Source organism: Janthinobacterium aestuarii (genome assembly GCF_051380835.1).
Taxonomy (GTDB): Bacteria; Pseudomonadota; Gammaproteobacteria; order Burkholderiales; family Burkholderiaceae_D; genus Janthinobacterium; species Janthinobacterium aestuarii.
The window spans coordinates 195831-221609 of sequence record NZ_JBNYXU010000012.1; the positions used below are offsets into that span (position 1 = coordinate 195831).

Consider the following 25779-nt stretch of genomic DNA (forward strand, 5'->3'; position numbering starts at 1 on the left):
GCAGGCACTGATTCGCGGCTTCCAGCAGCATTGACAGGGAACAAGGTCCGGGACTGCAAAAGGTCATGAAAATGTCATAATTGGCTGAGCACCTCGGCACGCCAAGGCGGGGCTCAGCCAAACAGCACGATGCCGCCAGGCAAACGCGTCACGCGTGCGCCATACGCGTCCTGGATCAGGGCGATCACGTCGTCGAGGCGGTCGAGCGAAAAGCTCGCTTGCACGCGTGTGTGTTTCAAGGTGTCGCCATTGAGGATCAGCTTGCCGGGACGGTAGCGGTTCACTTCATCCACCACCTCGGCCAGAGTGCTTTGTTTGAAGACCAGCAGGCGCTGACGCCACGCGCTGACGTCGCCCTTGGCCACCGCGCGGGCGATGCCGAAATGCTCGGGCCGGTAACGCAGCTGCTGGCCGGCCGCCAGTTCCGCGTCGTTGCCGGCCTGCGCCACGCGCAAGCGGCCCGCCAGGCACGTCACGCACACTTCCTGGCCGAACAGGCGGATATTGAAGCGCGCGCTGCCGGCCGACACCGTGCCGTCGCCCGCCTGCACGCGCACGCTGGCCGCGCCGCGCACGCCGGCCTGGAATTCCGCTTCACCGGCCAGCAGCACCAGCGATGCGGCGCCGTCCTGCACGGGTGACGCGTCGAGGCGCGTCTGCGTATTCATCTGCACCAGCACGCCGCCATCGAGCGCCACTTCGCGCTGCTCGCCCGTACCCGTGGCGTAGTCGGCGGCCAGACCCGCCACGGCCGGCCACAGGTCCGTCGGCGGGCGCAGCACCAGCAAGCCCAGCGAGGCAGCGACGGCGCCGCCGAGCCAGGCGCGCCGCGCCACGTTGACAGGCGCCTGCCCCCGCTTGACGGCGCGCGCGGCCGGCGCCATGGCGCCCCACACGGCGCGCGCTTCGGCAAACGCCGTCGCATGCCTGCGGCTGCGCGCGCACCAGTGACGGAACACTTGCGCGTCGCGCTCGCTGACCTGGCCCGAGGCCAGGCGCACGACCCACGCCTGCGCTTCCTTCTGGATGACACCCATGTCGTCTTCCGTTTGTTCAATCATGATGTTTAGACGTTTTTCCCGCGCCGGGACCGAAGCGCTGGATGAAATCGCGTCCCATGCGTTCGCAACAATGTTCGAGTCCCGCGCGCAATTCCTTCTCCACGGTGCGGGCGGAAATGCCAAAGCGTTCGGCGATGTCGCGGTGCGGCAACTGGTCGACGCGGGCGGCGATGACGATGGCGCGCCGGCGTTTCGGCAACTCCTGCAAGGCCCGTTCCAGTTCTTCCAGTTCGGCGCGCGCGCTGAAGGTGCGGGCCGGGTCGGCCAGCTCGTCGGCCATCTCATACAGGTCGTCGATATCGGGCAGGCTGAGCAGGCGCGCATTGTCGCGGCGTTGATCTTCTGCAATGTTGATGGCAATGCGCATCAGGTAGGCGGACGGGTAGCTGATCGCCTCGGGCGCCGTCATCCGCTCGACCCGCAAATACGTTTCATGCAGCGCGTCATTGGCCAGGTCTTCCGAGCCCAGGCGGCGCTGCAAATGGCGGCGAAACTGTCCGTAGCGTTCCAGGAACAGCTTGCGCAAAGTGGCTTTCAGCAAATCCGACATGGTCAAAGCGCCCCAGGCAAGAGGTAGGGCGCGCAATCGGCATCCGGGTCGGGCCGCGGCGTCAGTAAAATCGTCAGCGGCTGCGGCAAGCCCGCCGGCGGCGCGCCATCCATCAGCAGGCTGCGCAGGCGCTGCAGCACGGCGCGGTCGCGCTGTTCCACGCCGCTCGGTTCGAGCACGTGCACGGCGCGCACCTTGCCCCGCTCGTCGAGCCATAGCTGGAAGGCCAGGCGGTAGCGGCCGAAGGCGTCCGGATGCAGACGGCACAGGGCGCGCGTGAGCGAGCGCTGCAGGACGGCCGCATAGCCTTGCAATGGTACGGTGGCGGGGGCAGCTTCGGCCTGTACGGGCGCCGGCGTCACCGGTGCATCGGCCAGCGCCAGCAAGGTGAACGCATTGCTGCCGCTGAAGCGCGCGCCCAGCTGGGTTCCAACCAGCAAACGCTGCAGCGCTTCGGCCGGCGTGTAGTCGCCGCGCACGGGCGCCGCCACCCTGCCGGCCGCCAGCTCGCTGCTGACGAGCACGGAATATCCGGTCACTTCGCCAAACGCCACCAGGGCCGCATCGAGCGGCTGGGCGGGCAAGTCGAAGCGCAGGGTTGCGTGCGCGGCGGCGTCAGCACCGTCCGCGCCCGCAGCCGGCCGCACGAATGTCATCAACGTCATCAATGTCATCAGCAAGCAGGCGGACAGGGCATTGCCCTTTGCGGCGCGGCGGTGGCTTAGTGTCATTTTCCAGGGGACGCAACGAAAAGTCCTGCTCATGAAGTGTCTTGACTGCAATAGTTCAAGCAGAATGGCAAGATGGTAGCTTCATAAAATGACAACTGCATGACATGGCATCAGCCCGCACCCCGGCCTGTGTCATCGCCGCGACACATGACTTTGCTATGCTGGACGCTGATTCCACCGTTCCGGGAGCCGCCATGGCACGCCTGTTCTTGACTGTTTTATTCGCTTGCGCCGCCCTGCCCGCGCAGGCGGACGAGCACACCGTCGTCGTGAAGGCCGCCGCACCGGATAAGGGCTGCGTGGAGGTGGAAGTCAATGGCCAGCGCGCGCAATCGATGTCTTGCCTGAATGAAAAATTATTGCCGAATAGCAACGCCATGAACCGGCAGCCACCCACCTTGTCCGGCGCGGAAGCGGTCATGCAGCGCCCGTCGAACCAGCTGGGCCTGTACAACCGCGCCGCCCTCGAACACCGCATGGGCAATGCCTTTGGCAAATCCGTCACGCCGCAGAGGCCGCCAGCTCCCGCGCCCGCCAGTCCGCTGCTGCCGGCGCGCTAGGCCGCTTGTCAACGCACAGTCCATTTGCGCTGTCAAGATTGCGCAATCGCGCCGATTGCGTATCATTCCAGGCTTGATCGCTCTGGAAACAACCATGCTGCCCACTATCGAACAACGTCTTGCCCTTGAACTTGCCGCCAAACCGGTGCAGGTTGCCGCCGCCATCGAACTGCTCGACGAAGGCGCCACCGTGCCCTTCATCGCCCGTTACCGCAAGGAAGCGACCGGCGGCCTCGACGATATCCAGCTGCGCCTGCTGGAAGAGCGCCTGCGCTACCTGCGCGAGCTGGAAGAGCGGCGCGCCGCCATCGTGGCGTCGATCACGGAACAGAACAAGATGACGCCCGAGCTGCTGGACGCCGTCATGCACGCGGAAGACAAGACGCGCCTGGAAGATTTGTACCTGCCCTACAAGCAAAAGCGCCGCACGAAGGCGCAGATCGCCATCGAAGCGGGCCTGATGCCGCTGGCCGACGGCTTGCTGGAGAACCCGGAACTGACGCCGGAAACGGAAGCGGGCAAGTTCCTGCGCGACGCGTTTACGAGTGCAGACGGCAACAACCCGGGCGTGCTTGACACCAAGGCGGCCCTCGACGGCGCGCGCCAGATCCTGATGGAGCGTTTCGCCGAAGACGCGACCCTGCTGCAAACCTTGCGCGAATACGTGCAGGAACACGGCATCGTCGAATCGAAAGTGGTGGAAGGCAAGCAGGACGAAGGCGAAAAATTCGCCGATTACTTCGATTACTCGGAAACCATCTCGACCGTCCCTTCGCACCGCGCGCTGGCGCTGTTGCGCGGCCGCCGCGAAGGCATCCTCGACGTCACCCTGCGCCTGGATACGGAAGCGGAAAAACCGAAATGGGATGCGCCGCACAATCCGTGCGAAGGCCGCATCGCCGCCCGTTTCGGCATCAAGAGCCTCGGCCGTCCAGCCGACAAATGGTTGCTTGATACGGCGCGCTGGACCTGGCGCGTGAAAAGCTTCATGCACCTGGAAACGGAACTGATGGGCGCGCTGCGCGAACGCTCGGAACTCGACGCGATCAACGTGTTCGCCACCAATTTGAAGGCGCTGCTGCTGGCCGCACCGGCTGGCCAGCGTGCCACCATGGGTCTCGATCCGGGCCTGCGCACGGGCGTCAAGGTCGCTGTCGTCGATGCCACCGGTAAAGTGGTCGACACGGCCGTGATCTACCCGCACCAGCCGAAGAACGACTGGGACGGCTCGCTGCACACCCTGGGCCGCCTGGCCGCCAAGCACAATGTGTCCTTGATTTCGATTGGCAACGGCACGGCCTCGCGCGAGACCGATAAACTGGCGCAGGACCTGATCAAGCAGCATCCGGAAGCGAAGATGACGAAGATCGTCGTCTCGGAAGCGGGCGCGTCGGTGTATTCGGCGTCCGAATTCGCCTCGAAAGAATTGCCGGACATGGATGTGTCGCTGCGCGGTGCCGTCTCGATCGCGCGCCGCCTGCAAGACCCGCTGGCCGAACTGGTGAAAATCGACCCGAAATCGATCGGTGTGGGCCAGTACCAGCATGACGTGAGCCAAAGCCAGCTGGCCCGCTCGCTCGATGCGGTAGTGGAAGATTGCGTGAATGCCGTCGGCGTGGACGTCAATACGGCGTCCGCTCCCCTGCTGGCGCGCGTGTCCGGCCTGTCGGCCAGCGTGGCGCAAAGCATCGTCACCTACCGCGACATGAAGGGCGCGTTCACTTCGCGCGCAGCCTTGAAAGCCGTGCCGCGCCTGGGCGATAAAACATACGAACAGGCGGCCGGCTTCCTGCGCGTGATGGGCGGTGAGAATCCGCTGGACGCCTCGGCCGTCCACCCGGAATCGTACCCGCTGGTGGAAAAGATCCTGGCGGACATCAAGAAGGATATCAAGGCCGTCATCGGCGAAACGGCCTTGCTGAAAACCTTGAGCCCGGCAAAGTACGCGGATGAAACGTTTGGCGTGCCAACCATTTCCGATATTTTGAAGGAACTGGAAAAGCCGGGCCGCGATCCGCGTCCGGAGTTTACCACCGCCACCTTCAAGGAAGGCGTGGAAGAAATCCGCGACTTGCGCCCGGACATGATTCTCGAAGGCGTGGTCACCAACGTGGCCGCCTTTGGCGCTTTTGTCGATATCGGCGTGCACCAGGATGGCCTCGTGCACATCTCGGCCCTGTCGAACACGTTCGTGAAAGATCCGCACACGGTGGTCAAGGCTGGCCAGGTCGTGCGCGTGAAAGTGCTGGAAGTCGACGAGAAGCGCAAGCGCATCGCGCTGACCATGCGTTTGACGGACAGCGCGCCGCAAGCGGGCAGCAAGCCCGAGCAACGTGGCGACCGCAACGACCGCCGCAGCATGGCGCAGCACCAGTCGCAATCGCGCAACGCGCCCGAGCCTGCCGGCAGCATGGCCGCCGCGTTCGCCAAACTGCGCGGCTAAGTCCATGGCCGCCAGGCATGATCTCGTCATCCTGGCGGTGGACGCCGCCAGCGTGGAAGCGCAGCTGCTGCTCGACGCATTGTCGGACGCGCTGCTGCGCCTCAATGGCGACAGTGGCCGTTCTTCCTTCGATGTCGAGGCGGCAACCTTGCGCGGCGGCTTTTACCTGGTCCGCGATACGGCTGGAGAACTGCTGGGCTGCGCCGCCTTGCGCCCGCTGGGCGAAGCGGACAGCGTCGTAGGCGAACTCAAACGTATGTATGCGCGCCCGGGTTCGACTGGCGTGGGCGCGGCCCTGCTGGCCCATGTCGAGGCGCAGGCGCGCCAGCATGGCTACCAGGCCCTGCACCTGTCCACGCGCGTGGCGAATACCCGCGCCGTGGCGTTTTATGCCAAACACGGCTATGCACCCGTCATTGCCTGGGGAAAATACGTGGGTGCGGCACAATCGACCTGCCTGGGCAAGACCTTATAAGCGTCAACGTGGCTGACTTGCCCAATTTATGACTTGAGCGCATACCCGTGCCGGCGTTTTCTTATAAAATGACGGCATCTATTTATTTACCCCATCAGAGGCAGCTATGAGCGACGTACAAACCTGGATCAAAGAAACCGTGACGAACACGCCAGTCGTGCTGTTCATGAAGGGCACGGCCCAGTTCCCGCAGTGCGGCTTTTCCGGCCGCGCCATCCAGATCCTGAAAGCGTGCGGCGTGGAAAACATCGCCACCGTCAACGTGCTGGATGACCCGGAAGTTCGCCAAGGCATCAAGGATTACTCGAACTGGCCAACCATTCCGCAGCTGTATGTCAAAGGCGAGTTCATCGGTGGTTCCGATATCATGAATGAAATGTTTGAATCGGGCGAACTGAAGTCCCTGCTGGATGCCTGATAGCCAAACGCAGCGGCCGCGCCGTATCGTCGTGGCCATCACGGGCGCCACGGGCGCCGTGTATGGCTTGCGGCTGCTGCAATTGCTAGGCGCCATCCCCGGCGTCGAGACGCATCTGGTCTTGTCGGATGCGGCCGTATTGACCCTGCACCAGGAAACGGGCGTGGGGCGCAAGGAAGTCGAAGCGCAGGCGCACGTGGTGCACAAGCTGCGCGACATCGGCGCGAGTATCGCCAGCGGCTCGTTTCAATCGGATGGCATGGTCGTCGCACCGTGCTCGATGAAGACCCTGGCGGCCGTGGCGCACGGCTTGTCGGATAATTTGATCACGCGGGCAGCCGATGTCGTGCTCAAGGAGCGCCGCCGCCTGATCCTGATGGTGCGCGAAACGCCGTTCAACCTGGCGCACCTGCGCAATATGACGGCCGTGACCGAAATGGGCGGCATCATCTTCCCGCCCTTACCGAGCTTTTATCACCACCCGCAGAGCATTGCGGAGATGGTCGACCATACGGTGGCGCGCGTCATCGACCTGCTCGGCATCGAGCACGCCTTGGCGCCGCGGTGGAATGGTTTGAAAACGCCAGACCCATCAGCAACAAACTAACAGACTACATCACCAACTACGCACGCCACGATGCGTGACAAAAGCGTAGCGAGCGTCAGTGATTTGTGGCCGAGAAGCGCAACCGTGCTGAAGCACGGTGAGCATCGCCGGCCGCAAAGCGCGACGCGCAGTAGCTTTGGTCAGGCACCCCTCACCTCTTGTCGAACTGATGGGCACTTGCCTGCTTCAAATCCCTGGCTTCTTCAACCATCCTGCGGTGGGCGATCCGTTTGCGCATCACTTCCGCATGTTGCGCGGCAGTCATGGGGGGCACGGTCATCAAGTCCTTCAGCTGCGCGGTATTGCTGTAGTTACTTTTCATAAGACGGCTCAAATGCTCGGCTCCGTAGTGGATGAACTGGCTGCTTCTGATGTGATTATGCGCTGGTATTGGCCGCTGCGCCGCCGCACGCGGGATTATTGTCAAATAATTCCGCTGCAGCGCAACATGCGAGGTCTTATTGTGCGGCAAAATCATGTCTCCAGTATGACCTTGCGCAAATAAAAGGACAGGAGGAGCACCGCCAGCGAAAGGCGGACGGCGCCGGCCGGGGAGGGCCTGGATGCTTACTTTTGGTAGTTGACTCGGACCAGCATGCGAATAAATTCTCGCGCGATTTGACGATGATGTTCATCTAATCTTTGCAAATCGGCAATCAATTTCACATCGGCGGACTCAAAACGCGACAAAGCGCTGCCCGCTTCGCCATTCGGCGTGGCGCTTTCCGGGCCGCCAAAACGCAACCATTCCGCCGGAACGCCCAACCATTGGGCAATCATGCGCAATTTCTCTTGCGTCGGAATTGCTTCACCTACTAACCATTTCCTAGCTGCATGCACGGTAATCGGGCGCCCGTCGAAACGGATATTGAATTCCCGGGCCAGTCTGGTCGGGCTGTCTGGAGAATAATGGGCGTTTTTGAGAGCCAACTGAAGTCGCTGGCTGAAGCTTTCGCGTTCGTTAGAAGAATTCATAGGTGTACTATTTCATGTTGTAACATGAAAGTCAGTTTCTTGAATGACCATACAGATTGTTACATTTGAAAAGAGTATCAATTAACAATTAACACTCCGGCCGGGCTTTTCAGGTCAAAAAGTGGGCCGAATTTTCTCTTGCGATTCTGCGTGGCTTCGGGTCAAATTCGCGGCTAGCCTTGATTTTCGCACTGCAGCACGATTCAAAGCCTCGGTTTGGCATTACAACGTACGGTATCGGATAATGCCCTCCTCTACCGATACATGCAATGCCCATGTCATACAATTTCTTGTAGACAAAGTTTTCAGAAGGGCCATTTTGTTTCCAATATAGAAACGACATCAACAACGTGCTCATGGTGAAACGTTGTTTTTCGACCGTGCCTATTGGAAAGAATCTGCGCCTAAAAATTCTACTGCCATCGCAGCGAAAAGAATGTCGCCGTTATGCCAGGAAAGCTCTTTTTGGTGTCATCTTGGCCACCAACTCTCGATCTTAAGCGCGTTTGTGCGAGAAGAATCAATTTATTTTCAGTAATTGTTGCCTGATTCGCCAAATTCTCCCGTTCACGCCTTCTCTTTTCTTTGTTGCAGCACGGGCAGGGCACGCTACAATAGTATTGACGTTGACGTAAACGGCACTTTGCCACCCATTGCCTCTCAGCCCCCTTCCAGCGACCGACCATCCATGCAACCGACACCGCCCGCACCCATGACGACCTATACGATTACCGAACTGGCGCGGGAATTCGACATCACGGCGCGCGCCATCCGTTTCTATGAAGACCAAGGCTTGCTCAGCCCGAAACGCGAAGGCGCTGGCGGACGCAGCCGCGTCTACACGCCGCGCGACCGCACCCGCTTGAAACTGACCCTGCGCGGCAAGCGCCTGGGCTTGGCGTTGTCGGAGATCAAGAGCCTGGTCGATATGTACGAATCGCCGAAGGACACGCGCGCGCAGATGGACCGCTTCCTGGGCGTGCTGGCGCAGCACCGGCAGACCCTGGAGCAGCAACGCATCGATATCGAAATGGCGCTGGCGGAAATCAGTGCACATGAAGACGCGTGCGCGCGCATGCTGGCGGACTTGAACCTTGATAAGGCGCAAACAAACTAAATCGATGCGGCGGCGCTTACCACACACAGCGCTTTACACGCCTCACTTTACGTTTACGTAAACGTCACAACTGAGTATCATAGCTTCACTGACCCGGCACCCATGACCGCCACACTTATAACGACGACGAGGACGACATGCTCCATCTCCCAGGCTTGACCTTTGACCACGGCGACGACATCGCCTCCTTGCGCGAAGCGATCCAACAATTTGCCGCCGCCGAAATCGCGCCGCGCGCGGCCGAAATCGACCGTACGGACCAGTTCCCCATGGACCTGTGGCGCAAGATGGGCGACATGGGCCTGCTCGGCATCACCGTCAGCGAAGAATACGGCGGCGCCGGCATGGGCTACCTGGCGCATATCATCGCCATGGAAGAGATCTCGCGCGCCTCGGCTTCCGTCGGCCTGTCCTACGGCGCCCACTCGAACCTGTGCGTAAACCAGATCAAGCGCAACGGCACGGCCGAGCAAAAAGCCAAGTACCTGCCGAAACTGATCACGGGCGAACACATCGGCGCCCTGGCCATGTCGGAACCGAACGCGGGCTCGGACGTCGTCAGCATGAAGCTGCGCGCCGACTTCAAGGGCGACCGCTGGGTCTTGAACGGCACCAAGATGTGGATCACCAACGGCCCCGACGCGGACGTGCTGGTGGTGTACGCGAAAAACGACCTGGAAGCGGGTCCGCGCGGCATGACGGCTTTCCTGATCGAAAAGAATTTCAAGGGCTTTTCCATCGCGCAAAAGCTCGACAAGCTGGGCATGCGCGGCTCGCACACGGGCGAACTGGTGTTCCAGGATTGCGAAGTGCCGGCCGAAAACGTGCTGGGCGGCCTGGGCAAGGGCGTCAACGTGCTGATGTCGGGCCTCGATTTCGAGCGCACCGTGCTGTCCGGCGGACCGCTGGGCATCATGCAAGCCTGTATGGACCTGGTCGTACCTTACGTGCATGACCGCAAGCAATTCGGCCAGGCCATCGGTGAATTCCAGTTGATGCAAGGTAAGCTGGCCGATATGTATTCGACCATGATGGCGTGCAAGGCCTATGTGTATGCCGTGGGCCAGGCCTGCGACCGCGCCACCACACCGGAAGCCGTGCGCCAGTTGCGCAAGGATGCGGCCGGCGCCATTCTGTATAGTGCGGAGAAGGCCACCTGGATGGCGGGTGAAGCGATCCAGGCCCTGGGCGGCAACGGCTACATCAACGAGTATCCGGCCGGCCGCCTGTGGCGCGATGCGAAGCTGTATGAAATCGGCGCCGGGACCAGCGAAATCCGCCGCATGCTGATAGGCCGCGAACTGTTTGCGGAAACCAAGTAAGCACGGGCGCGCGACGATCGACTGGGTGATGAGCCATTCATGCGAGCACAGATATGACGCACATTGCCTTCCCGAAATTGCTCTCTTCCCAGATTGCATTCGATATCGCGCGCACCATCCGCGACGGCTTCGACAAGCATTACCGTTTGTTCCGCGAAACGAGCCAGCAAGCCAAGCAGTATTTCGAGCAAGGCGCCTGGGCCGCGGCGCAGACGGCGGCCCGCGAACGCATCGATTTTTATGACAAGCGCGTGCAGGAATGCGTGCAGATGCTCGAAGATGAGTACGAAGAGTCGGAGTTGAGCGACGAAGTGTGGCGCGAACTCAAGCTGCACTACATCGGCATGCTGACGGAACACAAGCAGCCGGAACTGGCGGAAACCTTCTTCAATTCCGTCTGCTGCAACATCCTGCACCGCACGTATTTCAATAACGACTATATTTTCGTGCGCCCCGTCGTTTCCACCGAATACATCGAAACGCAGGATCCCGTCCCCACCTACCGCGTGTATTACCCGGGCCAGGATGGCTTGCGCCACACCCTGACGCGCATGGTGAGCAACTTCCAGCTGGACTGCGCATTTGCCAACCTCGAACGTGACGTGGCGCAGGTGGAAGCGCGGCTGCAGCAGCTGTTCGGCGGCGAGCGGCTTGAACCGAACCACCAGATCCAGGTCTTGACCAGCTTGTTCTACCGCAACAAGGGCGCCTATCTGGTCGGCAAGGGCATCAATGGCAACCGCGAATATCCGTTCGTCGTGCCCATCCTGCACAACCGCCACGGCAAGCTCGTGCTCGACACGGTGCTGTTCGAGCACCAGCAGATCGCCGTGCTGTTTTCGTTTACGCGCGCGTATTTCCTGGTCGATATGGAAGTGCCGTCGGCCTATGTGCAATTCCTGCGCAGCTTACTGCCGCGCAAACCGCGCAGCGAAATCTATACGATACTGGGCTTGCAAAAACAGGGAAAGACCTTGTTTTACCGCGACTACCTGCAGCATCTGAAACATTCGTCGGACCACTTCGAAAGCGCGCCCGGCATCCGCGGCCTCGTGATGCTGGTGTTTGCCCTGCCCTCGTTTCCGTATGTTTTCAAGGTCATCAAGGATTTTTTCCCGCCGCCCAAGGAAACCACGCGCGCGCAAGTCCAGCAAAAGTATTTGCTGGTGAAACACCACGACCGGGTGGGCCGCATGGCCGACACGCTCGAGTATTCCAACGTGGCCTTTCCCCGCGCCCGTTTTGCCGAGGAATTGCTGGCCGAGCTGAAACAGTTCGCCCCCTCGCTGATTGAAGAAGACCACGAGCAGATCATCATCCGCCACCTGTACATCGAACGGCGCATGGTGCCGCTGAACATGTGGCTGAGCAATGCTGAAAAGGACGGCCGCGACGACCTGGTCGAACACGCCATCGTGGAGTACGGCAACGCCATCAAGGAATTGGTGGCGGCGAATATTTTTCCCGGCGACATGCTGTATAAAAACTTTGGCGTGACCCGTCATCAGCGCGTCGTTTTTTACGATTACGATGAAATCGAGTACATCACCGATTGCCAGTTCCGCGTCATCCCCGAGGCGCGCACGGAGGAGGAAGAAATGTCGGCCGAACCGTGGTATCCCATCGGCAAGCACGACGTGTTTCCCGAACAATTCGGCACCTTCCTGCTGGGCAATCCCCGCATCCGCCGCTATTTCATGCAGCACCATGCCGACCTGCTGACGGCGCAATATTGGCAGGCGCGCAAGCAGCGCATCGAAGACGGCCATATCGAGGACGTCTTCCCGTATCCGCAGCACCTGCGTTTTTGTATGCAGTCACCCTCCCCACCCTTAACCGGAGATCCAACATGAATGATCCAGTCGTAATCGTCGGTGCCGCGCGCACCCCCATGGGCGCCTTCCAGGGCGACTTTGCCAACGTCACCGCCAGCGACCTGGGCGCCGTGGCCATCCGCGCCGCCGTCGAACGGGCCGGCGTGGCGCCGGACGCCGTTGAACACGTGTATTTCGGCAATTGCCTGATGGCAGGCCAAGGCCAGGCGCCCGCGCGCCAAGCCTTGCGCAAGGCCGGCTTGCCCGATTCCACGGGCGCCGTGACCCTGTCGAAAATGTGCGGCTCGGCCATGCAGACGACCATGTTCGCGCATGACACCTTGCTGGCCGGCAGCGCCGACGTGGTGGTGGCGGGCGGCATGGAATCGATGACCAACGCCCCTTACCTGGTGCCGAAGGCGCGCGGCGGCTACCGCATCGGCCATGGCATGATCTATGACCACATGATGATGGATGGCCTGGAAGACGCCTACAGCCGCGATGAAAAGGGCAATGCCCGCTCGATGGGCACGTTTGCCGAAGAGTGCGCCAGCCAGTACCACTTCACGCGCGAAGCGCAGGATGCGTTCGCCATCGAATCCGTGAAGCGCGCGCAGGCGGCCACCAAGGATGGCAGTTTCGAGTGGGAAATCGCCCCCGTGACCGTTTCCGGCCGCGGCGGCGACACCGTCGTCAGCATCGATGAAGGCCCGCAAAAAGCCCGCCTGGAAAAAATCCCGACCTTGAAAGCGGCGTTCAAGAAGGATGGCACGATCACGGCCGCCTCGTCTTCATCGATCAACGATGGCGCGGCAGCGCTCGTGCTGATGCGCGAATCGACGGCGAAAAAACTCGGCTGCACCGTCATCGCGAAAATCCACGGCCACGCCACGCATGCGCAGGCGCCGAACGAATTCACCACGGCCCCCATCGGCGCGGTGAAAAAGCTGTACGCCAAGACGGGCTGGAGCAGCGGCAATGTCGACTTGTTCGAAATCAATGAAGCGTTCGCCGCCGTACCGATGGCGGCCATGCACGACCTTGATATTCCGCACAGCAAGATCAACATCCACGGCGGCGCGTGCGCGCTGGGCCACCCGATCGGCGCCTCGGGCGCGCGCATCATCGTCACCCTGCTGGGCGCCTTGAAAAAAACCGGCGGCAAGCGCGGCGTGGCGGCCCTGTGCATCGGCGGCGGCGAAGCGACGGCGATGGCAATCGAACTGGTATAAGCTGCTCTGTTGACGACAGGCGCGCGCGGCGTAGTCACGTTCGCTGCGCGCCTTTTCATTGATTACTCAGGGAGAAAGACATGCCTACCGCATTGATCATCGGCGCCTCGCGCGGCATCGGCCACGAAATCGTCCGTCAATACCGGCACGACGGCTGGAGAGTGATTGCCACGGCGCGCACGCAAGACGCTTGCGACGCCCTCACGCAACTGGGTGCGGAAGCGCACCGGCTCGACGTGACGGACGTGGACGGCTGTGCCGGCCTGGGCTGGAAGCTCGACGATGAAAAACTCGACGTGGCCATCCTCAACGCGGGCGTGTATGGCCCGCGCCACGACGGTACCCCTACGCAAGCAGATTTCGATGCCGTCATGCACACGAACGTGCTGGCGGCCATGCGGCTGCTGCCGCTCCTGGCGCCGCTGGTAGGCAATGTCAAAGGGAAACTGGCCGTGCTGTCCTCGCACATGGGCTCCTTGAGCGAACGGAGCAACCCCAGCGGTTCGTTGTACCGCGCCAGCAAGGCGGCCTTGAATTCCGTGCTGATCGACACGTCCCTCGTGCATGGCCCGCAAGGCGTCAGTTGCGTCGCCTTCCACCCGGGCTGGGTGCGCACGGACATGGGCGGCGCCGGCGCCGATATTTCGCCAGAGGAAAGCGCTGCCGGCATCCGCGCCACCCTGGCCAGCCTGCCGGCCACGGACAAGGCCGTGTTCCGCAACTACGATGGCAAACCCATCGCCTGGTAATTCCACCACACACCATAAAAACAAACGAGACGACGTCCCATGATACTCAATGAAGAACAATCGATGATCCAGGAAGCGCTGCGCAGTTTTTCGCGCGAGCGCCTGGCGCCCAATGCGGCCCGCTGGGACAAGGAACATCATTTCCCGAAAGAAGAACTGCAGGAACTGGCCGCGCTGGGTGCCTTTGGCGTGGCCGTGCCGGAAGCGCTCGGTGGCGCCGGCCTCGACTATGTGTCGCTGGCCCTGGTGCTGGAAGAAATCGCCGCCGGCGATGGCGGCACCTCGACCATCATTTCCGTCAACAATTGCCCCGTCTGCAGCATCGCCATGATGTACGCCAACGACGCGCAAAAGGAACAATGGCTGCGTCCGCTGGCGCAAGGCGCGATGCTCGGTGCGTTTTGCCTGACGGAACCGCACACGGGCAGCGACGCCTCGGCCCTGCGCACGACGGCCGCCCTCGACGGCAATGAATACGTGCTCAACGGCACCAAGCAGTTCATTACCAGTGGCAAGTATGCGGACGTGGCCATCGTCATGGCCGTCACCGACAAGGCGGCCGGCAAGCGCGGCATCAGCGCCTTCTGGGTGCCGACGAACACGCCTGGCTACATCGTGGCGGGACTGGAACAGAAGATGGGCCAGCACTCGTCGGACACGGCGCAAATCCTGTTCGACAATTGCCGCATCCCGGCGGAAAATCTGATAGGCGAAGAAGGACAAGGCTACAAGATCGCCCTGTCCGGCCTGGAAGGCGGACGCATCGGCATCGCCTCGCAAGCCGTGGGCATGGCGCGCGCCGCGTATGAAGCGGCCCTGAGCTATGCGCGCGAGCGCGAAAGTTTCGACAAACCCATCTATGAACACCAGGCCGTGCAATTCCGCCTGGCCGACATGGCGACACAGATCGAAGCGGCGCGGCAACTCATACGCCATGCGGCGGCCATGAAGGATGCCGGCCTGCCTTGTCTGAAGGAAGCGGCAATGGCGAAACTGTTTGCGTCCGAGATGGCGGAAAAAGTGTGCTCCGACGCCATCCAGGTGCATGGCGGCTATGGCTATGTGTCCGACTTCCCCGTCGAGCGCATTTACCGCGATGTACGCGTCTGCCAGATTTACGAGGGGACCAGCGATATTCAGAAGATTTTGATTGCGCGGGCGCTATAAACCCAAAGGCGCAACCCCGGGGTCGGACCCTGAGGGTCCGACCCCAGTTTCTGCCGTTGGGTTTCAAACGGACGAAAAAAAAGCCTGCGGTCGCAGGCTTCGTTCCAATGTATTACCAATGCTTTAATCGTTTCATGGACGCCAGTGCTATCTGCAAAGTGCCTCCTGATTTTCGGACTCCCATGCTATCTGCATGGTGACTCCAAGTGTAAATTCGACCAACGTATCCGGAATTACAAAATCCACTCTTTCGTACTAGTCACGCCATCGACATTACACCTGTCGGTCGCCGTACTGAAACTGGATAGCGAGAGTATCTGCAAGCAAATCTCAACCACTGAAAGAATTATAGCACACGGTTTTGTGCGACGCAACAACCTTTTTAAATCAAGTCCTTAGCGCCAGCGGCTTGTCTTCCTCGCCACCACGCGCCACCCGCTCGTATTCGGAAATCACCTGTGCCCCCAGCAGCAGCAAGGTGGCGCCGATTTCCAGGCTGAACATGACGACGATGGCCGTCGTCATCGAACCATACACGATATTGACCTGCGACAAGGTGGAGAAATACCAGACCAGCACGTGGCGCGCGATTTCCCACAGCAGGGCCGCCGTCACGCCGCCGATCAGCGCATGCGTGATCGATAATCGCCCCACCGGCATGACCAGGTAGATCGAGCTGAGCACGAGGATTTCGCCCGCCAGCCCCAGCAAATACAGCAGCACGCCCGATACCCCTTCCAGGCCCCAGTCATGGCGCAAGAAGCGCACGCTTTCCTCCCCCATCACTTGCAAGCTGCCCGCCACCAGGGTGATCAGCAAAATACCGATACCCAGGCACAGGATGTAGCAATACGGCAGCACGGCGGAAATGAGGAAATGGCGGCGGCGGATGGCCACGCGGTGGATGAAGATCACGCTCATGGCGTTTTCCAGCACGGTAAACGCCAAGGAACTGAAAAACAGCATGGTCAGCAGCAAGAGCCAGCCGATCACGCCCCGGTTGTTGAGGAAATGCGCCACTTCCGCCACGATGGCCTTCGATTGCCCGGGTACCAGCCATTCCAGGTAATGACCTATGGTTTGCAGCAATTCGTCCTGCGCGATCACGTGCGACAGGGCCACCACCACCAGCATCAGCAAGGGCACGATGGACAGCAGCGAGTAATACGCGACGGCGCCCGCCAGCAGCAAGCCCTGGTTGGCGCGGAAACCCTTCAGCACCTGCAGCACGAAGGCCAGCGGATGACTGAGGATGTAGGTACTGGCGTGGCGGTTGATCATGTCGGGTGCGGTGAAGAAGGCGGCGCAGCCTGATGCCACGCCTGCAATCACACTAGCATACTGACAATCGCCCTGCTGCACCGTGCGCTAGCAGACGCCGGACTCCAGCAAGGTCAAGGTTTGCCGGTCCGCATCCAGGGTCGCCAATATGCCCATCGGTAGCGTGAACTGGTGGCGGATATGGCCAAACGAGTAGCCGCTGACAGCCGGCACCTTCAATGGCCGCAGATGCTGGTCCAGGGTAGCATCGAGGGTCAGCGCCGTGTCGCCCTCGGCCGCCTCGCAATGCTCGAAAATGCCCAGCATCAAGGCCGCCGCCTTGTTGAAGCCCACGGACAGGTCGAGCTGGCACAACATCCTGTCGATGCGGTACGGCACTTCGTTGATTTCTTCAAGAAACAAAATATGCTCGCGGAAATCGGCCGCATACGGCGTGCCGGCCAGCGCGCTGACCATGCACAGGTTGCCGCCCGTCAAGCGGCCCGTCGCCTGGCCGCCATGCACGGTGCGGATGGCGAAGTTAGGCTGCGTCTGCGCGCGGCGGTGATTCTCCAGCGCCATCGGGATCGTGTAGCTGTCTTGCGGCGTCATCAGCACGTTTTGCAGCTGCGTCACCGTGTAGTCGGAAAACGTGGACGAAGCCACGGGACCGTGGAAGGTCACCAGGCCCGTCTGGCGGCCGACGGCCAGGTGCAGGGCCGTGATGTCGGAATAGCCGATCAGCACTTTCGGGTTGCGCTGGATCAAGGCATAGTCGAGCAGCGCCAGCAGCGAAATGCAGCCGGAGCCGCCGCGGATGGCCCAGATCGCCTTGACATCCGGGTCGCGGAACGCCGCGTGCAGATCGTCGAGGCGCTGCTGCACCGTGCCCGCATAGTTGCCGTGCACGGCGCGGATATTGGCGCCCAGGCTGGCGCGCAAACCCAGCGATTCGATATTGCGCACGGCCTTGGCGATGGCGTCTTCATCCGTAAAGCCGCCCGGTGCGATGATGGCGACCAGGTCGCCCTGGCGCAAACGCGCCGGCTTGATCAATGCGTGTTGCTGTTGCATGCGTTTGCCCTTCCCTTGCGTGGCCGCCGCCCACGCCGGTGTGCCTGCCGCCCCCAGAGTGGCGGCCAGCAAGCCGCCGAAGCGGCGCCGGCTGAGATTGGTCTGACTGGACATGCGACCCTTTCCTGAAATAAAAACGGCGACGCCAGGCGCCGCCGCACGAGGTTAGCACGCCAGCGGGATCGCCGCCGGCATGGTTGCCTTACATGAACTTGTACTTCAGCTGGAACGACAGCGAACGGCCGCGTGGATCGGCCACGCGCGGATCCCAGCCGGCACCCACCACTTCATCCACGTTGTGCGCGGTGAACGGCGGGTCGCGGTCGAACAAGTTCTGGATGCCCACGGTAATCGTCGTATTTTTGAAGCCCGTGTATGTGCCCGACAAGTTATACGTGGTATAGCTGGACACGTCCGGCTTGAAGCCCGGTGGCGGCGCGCCCTTGCCGCCATTCGGCAGCTGATCCTTGTAGCCCGACGAAAAACTCTGGATCAGCAAGCCGCTCCAGTCGCCGCGCGACACGCCAAAGCTGGCATTGTGTTTCCAGCGCAGGTACAGATCGCGCGTGTAAAACTTGCCGACCAGTTCCTGGTATTCCTGGCCTTGATATTCCGCAAACTTGAAGCTGTCCATATACGTGCCATCCAGAGTCGCCGTCCATTTCGCGTCCTGGATCTTGCCTTCGCCACGCAAGCCCACGTCGAGGCCGCGCACGCGGCTGCCTGCCGCATTGATCCAGCCCGCCTGCACGTACTCGATGGTGCCGTCAGGATTGCGGTGGATGTACTGGTTCAGCGCCTGGTAGTTGGCCAGCACGATTTGCGGCGTGCGGTTCAGGATGCGGTCCTTGGTATTGATGGCCCAGTAGTCGAACGAGGCCGAATAGCCCTTGAATGGCTCGATGACAAAACCGACGCTGCCCTGCTTCGACGTTTCCGGCTTCAAGTTCGTGTTGCCGCCCGTCTTGTAGTCGAGACGGTCGATGGCGCAATACTCGGGCACGCCCGGATGCTTGGCGCAGCCTTCCTGGTCGACCACGCCGTTCGGCAATTCCTGGCTCAGCGAACCGGAATACAGCTGCTGGAAGCTTGGTGCGAGGAAACCCTTGCTGGCCGAACCACGGAACAGCAGGAAGTCGGTCGGCTGGTAGCGGAAGGCTACTTTCGGATTCGTCGTCGCGCCCACCAGGCTGTAATCGTCGCGGCGGATGGCCAGTTGCATTTCCAGGTCCTTCGTGACCGGCACCAGCAGCTCGGCATACACGGCCTTGACGGTACGGCTGGCATCTTTTAGTGCGGCATTGCCTGGAGACAGCAAAATCTGCGTGGCATCGACGTCTTGCGCAAAACTGTAACCTTCGCGGCGCAAGTCAAAACCGGCCGCCATGGCCAACGCACCGGCCGGCAACTGGAACAGCTCGCCCGAAACGGAACCGTCGATCTGCGTCAGGGTCGTCTTGCCGTGCTGGAAGTCGCCACGGAACTTGGTCGATTCGATCAATTGCTTGGCCGCTTCCGTCTGGCTCTGACCGGCGCCCACCCATGGATTGATGATGCCGCTGGCCAATGCCGCGTACAGCTTGTCCGTGTAGGAATAGCCATCCGTCAGCTTGGTCTTGGTGCTGCTTTCGGCACGCGAAATGCCGGCCTTGTAATCCCACTTGCCAAAGTTACCTTCAAAGCCGACCAGCACGCGGGCATTGTCTGTCGTGTTTTCCTGCGTGCGGTTGCCCACGTCATTGGCGCGCCATTTGTAGGAAATCGGCTTGGTCTTGTCGAACGAGGGGATGTAGGCCGACAGGTCCTGGTAATACGCGCCGCCGACCGGATACAAATTCTTGTTGGCAACCGTCGCCTGCACCTGCATCGGCGTCAAAATGGCCGTGGCCTTGGTGCGCGAACCGAGCACTTCGACAAACATGCGGTGGTCGGGCGCCAGCTGGAACGTACCGCGCGACAACAGATTGGCCCGTTCGACGGGGAATTGCAGCACATAGTCGGCGCCATAGTCGTAGGCGCACGAATACGTGGTGCGCAGCGGCGAGGTCACGTCTTTCCACAGTGCCGTCTGGTACTGCGACATGCCGGCGATGGTGTCGCACTTGCCCTGGAAGCTCAGCGGATTGGCTTGCAGGTATTTATTTGGGTCGCCTGGCAGCTGGAACGCGGTGCCCAGCGCCGTTCCGGTACCCGCCATCTGATTGGCAAACGGCGTGCCCGTGGTATCGGGCGACAGGCCGCGGCCCGGCTGGTAGCCGTTGACGAAAGAGCGGTCGCGGCCATTGAGCTGCTGCGCCTTGTCGACGGTCAGGCTGGCCATGATGTTGTAGCGGTCGCTTTCAAGCGAACCCGTGCCGGCCAGCAGCGAGGCGCGGCGTGTGGCGCCGCCGCCTGCCTGCGTGTCGTTGGTGGAGACGGATGCTTCCACGCCGCTGTAATTGGTCTTCAGAATGAAATTGATCACGCCGCCGATGGCGTCCGTGCCGTAGATGGCCGAGGCGCCATCCTTGAGAATCTCCACGCGCGAAATCGCGCCCAGCGGGATCGAGTTCAGATCGACCGACTTGCCGCTGGCGCCATGCGTGGCGATGCGGCGGCCATTCAACAGCACCAGCGTGCTCGACGGTCCCAGGCCGCGCAGCGAGGCGAACGAAGCGCCGCCGCTGACCCTGTCGGCATCGGCGCCAAACACGTTATTGCCCGAAGTCATGTTATCGGCACCCGTGCCATTCGCCGACAGGGTGCGCACCAGTTGCTCGGTCGTCGTAATGCCCTGTTTTTCGATCTGCTCAAAGGTGATGACTTGCACGGGCAACGCGCCTTCCTTGGCCACCCGCTTGATGCTGCTGCCCGTCACTTCGACCCGTTGCATTGCTGGTGCCGCCGCTTCCTGTGCGAAGACCGGTCCCACCACCCCCATCAATGCCACCAACTGCGCTAGCTTTTTCAATTTCACAGGTCTTCTCCTTGTTGGGCAATCGAAACTTGAGTTCTCAAGTCAGGCTGTATAGATATGTCGCAACGTCTGTCTCGCGGTACATTTTTTTATGACAATTGCGCATGACTTTATTTGTTTTCATTTTCAGAGTAGCGCGATGCATCCGCGGCCAGCCAATGAAAAATGCTTTCCTAACCATAACTTTTTGGAATGAATGCCCTTTTCAGTGACATGGTCACTTGCCTGCGGGGCTACCCTTGACTTTATCCACGTCCAGATAGCGCCAGGACGTGAATTCCACGGGGTGGCGCCTGTAGTTTTTTAGCCACGGTTGTTGCAGGTCGGCAGAAATGGGATGCGTCAGCAGCACCCACGGCGTGTAAGCGTGGATCAGCTGAAACAGGTCGAAGTACAGACTGCGTCGGCGCGGCGTATCGGATAGCAGGCGCGCCTCCTCATAGCGTTTATTGTAATCGGGCAAGTTGAAGCGGGCATAGTTGGCGCGGCCACTGTTGGGACCGTACAACAATTGCATAAAGTTATCACCATCGGGGAAGTCGGCGATCCAGTTGGTCTCGAACATTTGCACCTTGCCCAGCCGCGAGGCCTTGATGATTTCCGTCTTCTTGTCGCTTTTAAATTCCACGCGCACGCCGATGGCATTCAGGTTGCGGCGCCACAATTCATCACGCAAGCGGCCCACCGTACTCGGCTCCGTATGCATGGTCAGAATCAAGGGCGCGCCGTCCGGCTGGGTGCGGAAACCGTCTGGCCCCGCCTTGTAGCCGAAGCGGTCGAGCAGGGCGCGCGCCAGGGCCGGATCGTAGCCGACGGGGCTGCGGTAGTTCTTGTCGTAACCGAGCACATTCGGTGGCAGCGGCGACTGGGCCGGCAAGGCCAACCCCTTTTTCAGCAGCGCGATGTCTTCGCGGCTGTTGTAGCTGAGGGCGATGGCGCGCCGCAGGGCCAGCTTGTCCTTGCTCGTGCCGCCCAGTACGGGATCGTCCATGTTCATCCACATGTAATATGTTTGCAGCACGGGAAATCGCGTCAGTTGCATGCCCTTGGCGGCCAGCGCCGGTTTCAGCGCGCCGTTTTCCAGCACCATATCCGTCATCGATTCCGGCACCTGCTCCAGGTAATCGAACTCGCCCTTCAAAAAACCCAGCATGCGCGATTGATATTCCTCGACGATACGCACCTCGATGCGCTCGACCAGCGGTAATTGCTTGCCTTCCAGCGCTGTGGCAATGGCGCGCGCATCGACGGGCAAGGCGGCCAGCGCCTTGGTTTCCGTATGGAACACGGTGGCACGGAAAGTCGGGTTGGCCTGCAGCACGATCTTGTCGCTGCGTTTCCACTCCTTCACCAGGAACGGCCCCGTGCCCACGGGATGGTTGCCGATCTGCCCCGGCGCCGCATACGCTTCGGCCACTTCGCGCGCCACCACGGCGGTCGCCGGCATGGCCAGGTAAAACAGGAAGTTCGGGTCGACGCCGTTCAGGCGAATGCGCAAGGTGTATTTGTCCAGCGCCTGCAGGCCGGCGATCGGCGTGTCGTAACTGAATTTTGTTTTCAGGGCCGCATCGCCCACCAACTTGTCTTCCAGCAAGAACAGCCACGGCGACTTCAGGCTGGGGTCATACAGCCGCGTCAGGCTGTACACATAATCCTGCGCCGTCACTTCGCGCGGCTTGCCCTTGAAGGCGGGATCGGGCGTAAAGAATATGCCGGGCTGTAAGTGAAAGGTATACGTGCGCCCGCCATCTTCCACGGTCGGCATGGCGCGCGCCGTATTGCCCTGCAGTTGCACGGGGCGCGCCAGGTAGTCATAGCGCAAGAGCGGATCGAAGATGTTTTCCATCAAATTCAGGCTGGCCAGGTCGGACGCCACGGCCGGGTCCAGACCCGTCTCGCTGGTGCTGAGGAACAGGTGCAAGGTCTTGTTCGCGCGGGCATCGGCGGCGGCGTGGGCCGGTACGGTAAGAAGCGTCAACAGGGCCAGGCCGGCGGCGCAGGCGGTTTTGCGTAAAAACATCATCAGTAATCCAGTGCAGACAAGGGTAAGGAACAGCGGTAAGCGACGGGCATCCCCCACACTACGCGGGCACGCTGCGGGGCGCCAATGAAAACAGGCTGCCAGCTTATAACTTTTTGGCATGCGATTGCTGCATTCTTTCATCAACTCGTATCGGGCTGCCCCTATACTTTGTTTGCAGACATTTTTCACTCCCGACACACAGAACTGATCGCATATGGCACTTAATTACATCTGGTCCGGCTTTTTCCTCGTTGGCTTCCTGGCCGCAGTGCTGCAGTGGCTGTTTCTCGGCGATACCGATATCTTCAAGCGCATCATCGACGGCACGTTCGAGACGGCGCGCATGGGCGTGATGGATATCGCCCTGCCGCTGGCGGGCGTGATGACCTTGTGGCTCGGCATCATGAACATCGGCGAAAAGGCGGGCATCGTCGGCTGGCTGGCGAAAGTGATCGCACCGTTCTTTTCGCGCATCTTCCCGGAAATTCCGAAAGACCATCCGGCCACGGGGCACATGGTGATGAATTTCTCGGCCAACCTGCTGGGCCTGGACAATGCGGCCACGCCGTTCGGCTTGAAGGCCATGGAAAGCCTGCAGACCTTGAACCCGAACAAGGAAGAGGCGACGAATGCGCAAATCATGTTTCTGGTGCTGCATACCTCGGGCCTGACCCTGATTCCGCTGGCCATCATGGCGCAGCGCTCCATCCTCGGCGCGGCCGACCCGTCCGACATCTTTATTCCCTGCATGATCGCCACCTATGTGGCCACCATGGTCGGCATCATCACGGTGTCCATCAAGCAGCGCATCAACTTGCTCAACAGGGTCGTGCTGGGCTGGATGGGCGGCATGACAAGCGCCATCGTCGCCATGATCTGGTACTTCACGCAATACCTGACGAAACAGGAAATCGAGCTGGTCTCGAAGGTGGTCAGCAACCTGGTGTTGATCAGCGTGATCGCCATATTTATTATTGGCGCGCTGCGCAAGAAAGTGAACGTGTATGACGCCTTCATCGAGGGGGCAAAGGGCGGCATCCAGACGTCGATCACCGTGATTCCCTACCTGGTCGGCATGCTGGTGGCCATCAGCGTGATCCGCAACGCGGGCGTGTTCAATTTCCTGATGAGCGGCATGAACTGGTTCTTCGCCAACCTGGGCATCAATACGGACTTCGTGCCCGCCTTGCCGACGGCGATGATGAAGCCGCTCAGCGGCTCCGGTTCGAAAGCCATGATGATCGACGCCATGAATACCTACGGCGTCGATTCCTTCGTCGGCCGCCTGGCCTGTGTCTTCCAGGGCTCAGCCGACACGACCTTCTATATCGTGGCCCTGTACTTCGGCTCGGTGGGCATCCGCAAGACGCGCTATGCCATCACGGCCGGCCTGATCGCGGATCTGGCTGGCGTGATCACCGCCGTCTTTGTCGCCTACGTCTTTTTCCACTAAGGAGCACCATGTTACGTCCTGTTCTGATGGCGGCACTGTTGGCGGGTCTTGGCCTGTCGACTGCCCAGGCGCAATTGCCCGAATCCGTCAGCCTGCTGTTGCGCAGCGCGAATATTCCCGAAGATGCCATGGGCGCCATCGTCTTGCGCGGCAACACCACCGTGCTGTCGCATGGCGCCGAGCGCAGCATGCAGCCGGCCTCCACCATGAAACTGGTGACGACGGCCGTGGGCCTGGAGCAGCTGGGGCCCATCTTTCGCGGCCGCACGGAGTTGCGCACCAGCGCCGACGTCATCAATGGCGTACTGAAGGGCGATTTGATCCTGCGCGGCGGCGCCGACACGGATTTTAATGCGGACGTGCTGGAGCACATGCTGCAAACCTTGCGCAACCAGGGCATCGTGAAAATCAAGGGCGACCTGATCCTCGACCGCCAGCTGTTTCAGCCGGCCCGGCCCGATATCGGTGCGCCGCCCTTCGACGAATCGGCCGAGTTCCGCTACAACGTCATCCCCGATGCCTTGCTGCTGAACACCAATCTGATCGATATCAATATGAACTCGACGGAGCGGCAATTGAGCATCCTGATGCAACCGGCGCTCGAGAACGTCAGCATCACGAGCGACATGAAACTCATCAAGGGTAATTGCGCCAGATGGGAAGACGGCTGGCGCCCACCCGAATACCGGCGCGATGCGAGCGGCAAGCTGCAGGTAATCCTGCACGGCACCTTTCCGCAAAATTGCAGCAAGGCCACCAGCATCAATGTGCTTGATCGCAACGATTACGCGGACCGCTTGTTCCGTGCGACCTGGAAACGCTTGGGCGGCACGATCACGGGCACGGTGCGCGAAGCGCCGGCAACAGGCTTGCCGCCGACGGCCGAACCGGTCGGCACGCGCATGCTGGCCGACCACGTGGCGCGCGCCTTGCCGGAAGTGCTACGCGATATCAACAAGACATCCGACAACACCCTGGCCCGTACCCTGTTCCTGAGCCTGGGCAGCTTGCAAAGCGATGGCTGGCTGGGCAGCCGCCCCGTCGCCATGGCGGCGCCGGAAGACACGGCTACGCGTGCGCGGCAAGTGATCCAGGAATGGTTCCAGCGGCACCAGATCGACACCCAGGGCATGCTGGTCGACAACGGTTCCGGCTTGTCGCGCACGGGACGCATTGCGCCTGCGCAAATGGCCGGCGTCTTGCAGGCCATGCAGCAAAGCCCGTGGGCGCCCGAGTTCCAGTCCAGCCTGCCCATCGTTGCGCTGGACGGCACGATGCGCAAGCGCCTGTTGAACAGCCCGGCTGCCGCGCGGGCCCGCATCAAGACGGGAACGTTGAAAAATGTGGTGGCCATCGCCGGCTATGTCCCCGACGCCAACAACCAGCTGTGCGTGGTGGTCGCCATGATCAATAGCGACCTGGTCGGTAACGGCAACGGCCGCGCGGCTGTCGATGCGCTGATCGAATGGGTCGCCAGTAGCGGCGCCACGCCGGCGGTGGCCGGTCAATAAAAGGGAAGCAAAGACAGAAAGGCAGCGCGTAGCGCTGCCTTTTTTTCGTTTGTCACTTGGCTACTGACTTGTCGGATTACGCTACGCTAATCCGACACCACCCACGGCATATCAAACCAGCAGACGTAAAAAAACCCCAACCGGATCACCGGAAGGGGTTTTTTCGAATAACAAGCCTGACGATAACCTACTTTCACACTGGTTGCAGCACTATCATCGGCGCAAAGTTGTTTCACGGTCCTGTTCGGGATGGGAAGGGGTGGGACCAACTTGCTATGGTC

22 protein-coding genes and 1 rRNA gene are annotated in these 25779 nt (G+C 61.0%); 14 read left to right on the forward strand and 9 right to left on the reverse strand.

Going from position 1 to position 25779, the window contains the following annotated elements:
* Positions 1–113 precede the first annotated feature (113 nt).
* The 3 genes from ACQ4WO_RS25935 to ACQ4WO_RS25945 are packed head-to-tail and all read right to left on the reverse strand — an operon-like array spanning position 114 to position 2276.
* Positions 114–1061: a FecR family protein gene (locus ACQ4WO_RS25935; RefSeq protein ID WP_436483827.1), complete on the reverse strand. Its 948-nt coding sequence runs from the start codon at positions 1059–1061 to the stop codon at positions 114–116.
* On the reverse strand, positions 1054–1611 hold the full coding sequence (locus ACQ4WO_RS25940) for an RNA polymerase sigma factor (RefSeq protein WP_034753775.1): 558 nt from the start codon (positions 1609–1611) through the stop codon (positions 1054–1056). Before ACQ4WO_RS25940 ends, ACQ4WO_RS25935 begins: the two co-directional genes overlap by 8 nt.
* A gap of 2 nt (positions 1612–1613) precedes the next feature.
* Positions 1614–2276 carry a secretin and TonB N-terminal domain-containing protein gene (locus ACQ4WO_RS25945; protein WP_436483828.1) on the reverse strand — a complete coding sequence of 221 codons (663 nt, stop codon included), beginning with the start codon at positions 2274–2276 and terminating at the stop codon, positions 1614–1616.
* A 260-nt stretch (positions 2277–2536) separates the two neighbouring features.
* On the opposite strand from ACQ4WO_RS25945, the gene ACQ4WO_RS25950 reads away from it, so the two are divergent.
* The 6 genes from ACQ4WO_RS25950 to ACQ4WO_RS25975 all read left to right on the forward strand — a co-directional run bounded on the left by ACQ4WO_RS25950 (position 2537) and on the right by ACQ4WO_RS25975 (position 7350).
* Positions 2537–2902 carry a hypothetical protein gene (locus ACQ4WO_RS25950; RefSeq protein WP_436483829.1) on the forward strand — a complete coding sequence of 122 codons (366 nt, stop codon included), beginning with the start codon at positions 2537–2539 and terminating at the stop codon, positions 2900–2902.
* Between the two features lie 94 nt (positions 2903–2996).
* Positions 2997–5345, forward strand: coding sequence for a Tex family protein (locus tag ACQ4WO_RS25955; RefSeq protein WP_436483830.1), 2349 nt, complete (start codon positions 2997–2999; stop codon positions 5343–5345).
* Between the two features lie 4 nt (positions 5346–5349).
* Positions 5350–5820: a GNAT family N-acetyltransferase gene (locus ACQ4WO_RS25960; protein WP_436483831.1), complete on the forward strand. Its 471-nt coding sequence runs from the start codon at positions 5350–5352 to the stop codon at positions 5818–5820.
* A gap of 106 nt (positions 5821–5926) precedes the next feature.
* Positions 5927–6238 (forward strand): Grx4 family monothiol glutaredoxin, encoded by a 312-nt coding sequence (grxD, locus tag ACQ4WO_RS25965; RefSeq protein WP_034753766.1) that lies wholly within the window; start codon positions 5927–5929, stop codon positions 6236–6238.
* Positions 6231–6845 (forward strand): UbiX family flavin prenyltransferase, encoded by a 615-nt coding sequence (locus ACQ4WO_RS25970; protein ID WP_436483832.1) that lies wholly within the window; start codon positions 6231–6233, stop codon positions 6843–6845. The genes grxD and ACQ4WO_RS25970 overlap by 8 nt, the downstream gene beginning before the upstream one ends.
* A 97-nt stretch (positions 6846–6942) precedes the next feature.
* Positions 6943–7350, forward strand: coding sequence for a hypothetical protein (locus ACQ4WO_RS25975; protein ID WP_436483844.1), 408 nt, complete (start codon positions 6943–6945; stop codon positions 7348–7350).
* 62 nt (positions 7351–7412) lie between these two features.
* Here the strand turns inward: ACQ4WO_RS25975 and ACQ4WO_RS25980 are convergent, their stop codons facing one another.
* The gene (locus ACQ4WO_RS25980; RefSeq protein WP_034753756.1) at positions 7413–7820 is read right to left on the reverse strand and encodes a hypothetical protein; all 408 of its coding nucleotides are present in this window, start codon (positions 7818–7820) and stop codon (positions 7413–7415) included.
* Between the two features lie 712 nt (positions 7821–8532).
* Between ACQ4WO_RS25980 and ACQ4WO_RS25985 the strand changes: the two genes are divergently transcribed.
* From ACQ4WO_RS25985 to ACQ4WO_RS26010, 6 genes are all read left to right on the forward strand, one after another.
* Positions 8533–8937, forward strand: coding sequence for a MerR family transcriptional regulator (locus ACQ4WO_RS25985; protein WP_034753754.1), 405 nt, complete (start codon positions 8533–8535; stop codon positions 8935–8937).
* Between the two features lie 137 nt (positions 8938–9074).
* Positions 9075–10259: an isovaleryl-CoA dehydrogenase gene (locus ACQ4WO_RS25990; RefSeq protein ID WP_034753750.1), complete on the forward strand. Its 1185-nt coding sequence runs from the start codon at positions 9075–9077 to the stop codon at positions 10257–10259.
* Between the two features lie 53 nt (positions 10260–10312).
* The gene (gene aceK / locus ACQ4WO_RS25995; RefSeq protein WP_338680166.1) at positions 10313–12112 is read left to right on the forward strand and encodes a bifunctional isocitrate dehydrogenase kinase/phosphatase; all 1800 of its coding nucleotides are present in this window, start codon (positions 10313–10315) and stop codon (positions 12110–12112) included.
* Complete coding sequence (locus ACQ4WO_RS26000; protein ID WP_436483833.1) at positions 12109–13305, forward strand: acetyl-CoA C-acyltransferase; 1197 nt, start codon at positions 12109–12111, stop codon at positions 13303–13305. Before aceK ends, ACQ4WO_RS26000 begins: the two co-directional genes overlap by 4 nt.
* 80 nt (positions 13306–13385) lie before the next feature.
* A complete protein-coding gene (locus ACQ4WO_RS26005) occupies positions 13386–14054 on the forward strand; it encodes an SDR family oxidoreductase (RefSeq protein WP_436483834.1) in 669 nt (222 codons plus the stop codon).
* 39 nt (positions 14055–14093) lie between these two features.
* Positions 14094–15221, forward strand: a complete 1128-nt coding sequence (locus tag ACQ4WO_RS26010) for an acyl-CoA dehydrogenase family protein (protein ID WP_436483835.1) — start codon at positions 14094–14096, stop codon at positions 15219–15221.
* 387 nt (positions 15222–15608) lie between these two features.
* Here the strand turns inward: ACQ4WO_RS26010 and ACQ4WO_RS26015 are convergent, their stop codons facing one another.
* From ACQ4WO_RS26015 to ACQ4WO_RS26030, 4 genes are all read right to left on the reverse strand, one after another.
* Positions 15609–16502 carry a YihY/virulence factor BrkB family protein gene (locus ACQ4WO_RS26015; RefSeq protein ID WP_034753736.1) on the reverse strand — a complete coding sequence of 298 codons (894 nt, stop codon included), beginning with the start codon at positions 16500–16502 and terminating at the stop codon, positions 15609–15611.
* An 87-nt stretch (positions 16503–16589) separates the two neighbouring features.
* Positions 16590–17669 carry a S66 peptidase family protein gene (locus ACQ4WO_RS26020; protein WP_436483836.1) on the reverse strand — a complete coding sequence of 360 codons (1080 nt, stop codon included), beginning with the start codon at positions 17667–17669 and terminating at the stop codon, positions 16590–16592.
* A gap of 88 nt (positions 17670–17757) precedes the next feature.
* Positions 17758–20511 carry a TonB-dependent receptor gene (locus ACQ4WO_RS26025; RefSeq protein ID WP_436483837.1) on the reverse strand — a complete coding sequence of 918 codons (2754 nt, stop codon included), beginning with the start codon at positions 20509–20511 and terminating at the stop codon, positions 17758–17760.
* Positions 20512–20728: 217 nt separating this feature from the next.
* Positions 20729–22534 (reverse strand): ABC transporter substrate-binding protein, encoded by a 1806-nt coding sequence (locus tag ACQ4WO_RS26030; RefSeq protein ID WP_436483838.1) that lies wholly within the window; start codon positions 22532–22534, stop codon positions 20729–20731.
* 214 nt (positions 22535–22748) lie between these two features.
* On the opposite strand from ACQ4WO_RS26030, the gene ACQ4WO_RS26035 reads away from it, so the two are divergent.
* Positions 22749–23987 (forward strand): spore maturation protein, encoded by a 1239-nt coding sequence (locus tag ACQ4WO_RS26035; RefSeq protein WP_034753725.1) that lies wholly within the window; start codon positions 22749–22751, stop codon positions 23985–23987.
* 8 nt (positions 23988–23995) lie between these two features.
* Positions 23996–25498 (forward strand): D-alanyl-D-alanine carboxypeptidase/D-alanyl-D-alanine endopeptidase, encoded by a 1503-nt coding sequence (gene dacB, locus ACQ4WO_RS26040; RefSeq protein WP_436483839.1) that lies wholly within the window; start codon positions 23996–23998, stop codon positions 25496–25498.
* Positions 25499–25672: 174 nt separating this feature from the next.
* Here the strand turns inward: dacB and rrf are convergent.
* Positions 25673–25779, reverse strand: a 5S ribosomal RNA gene (gene rrf, locus ACQ4WO_RS26045); the annotation flags it as partial.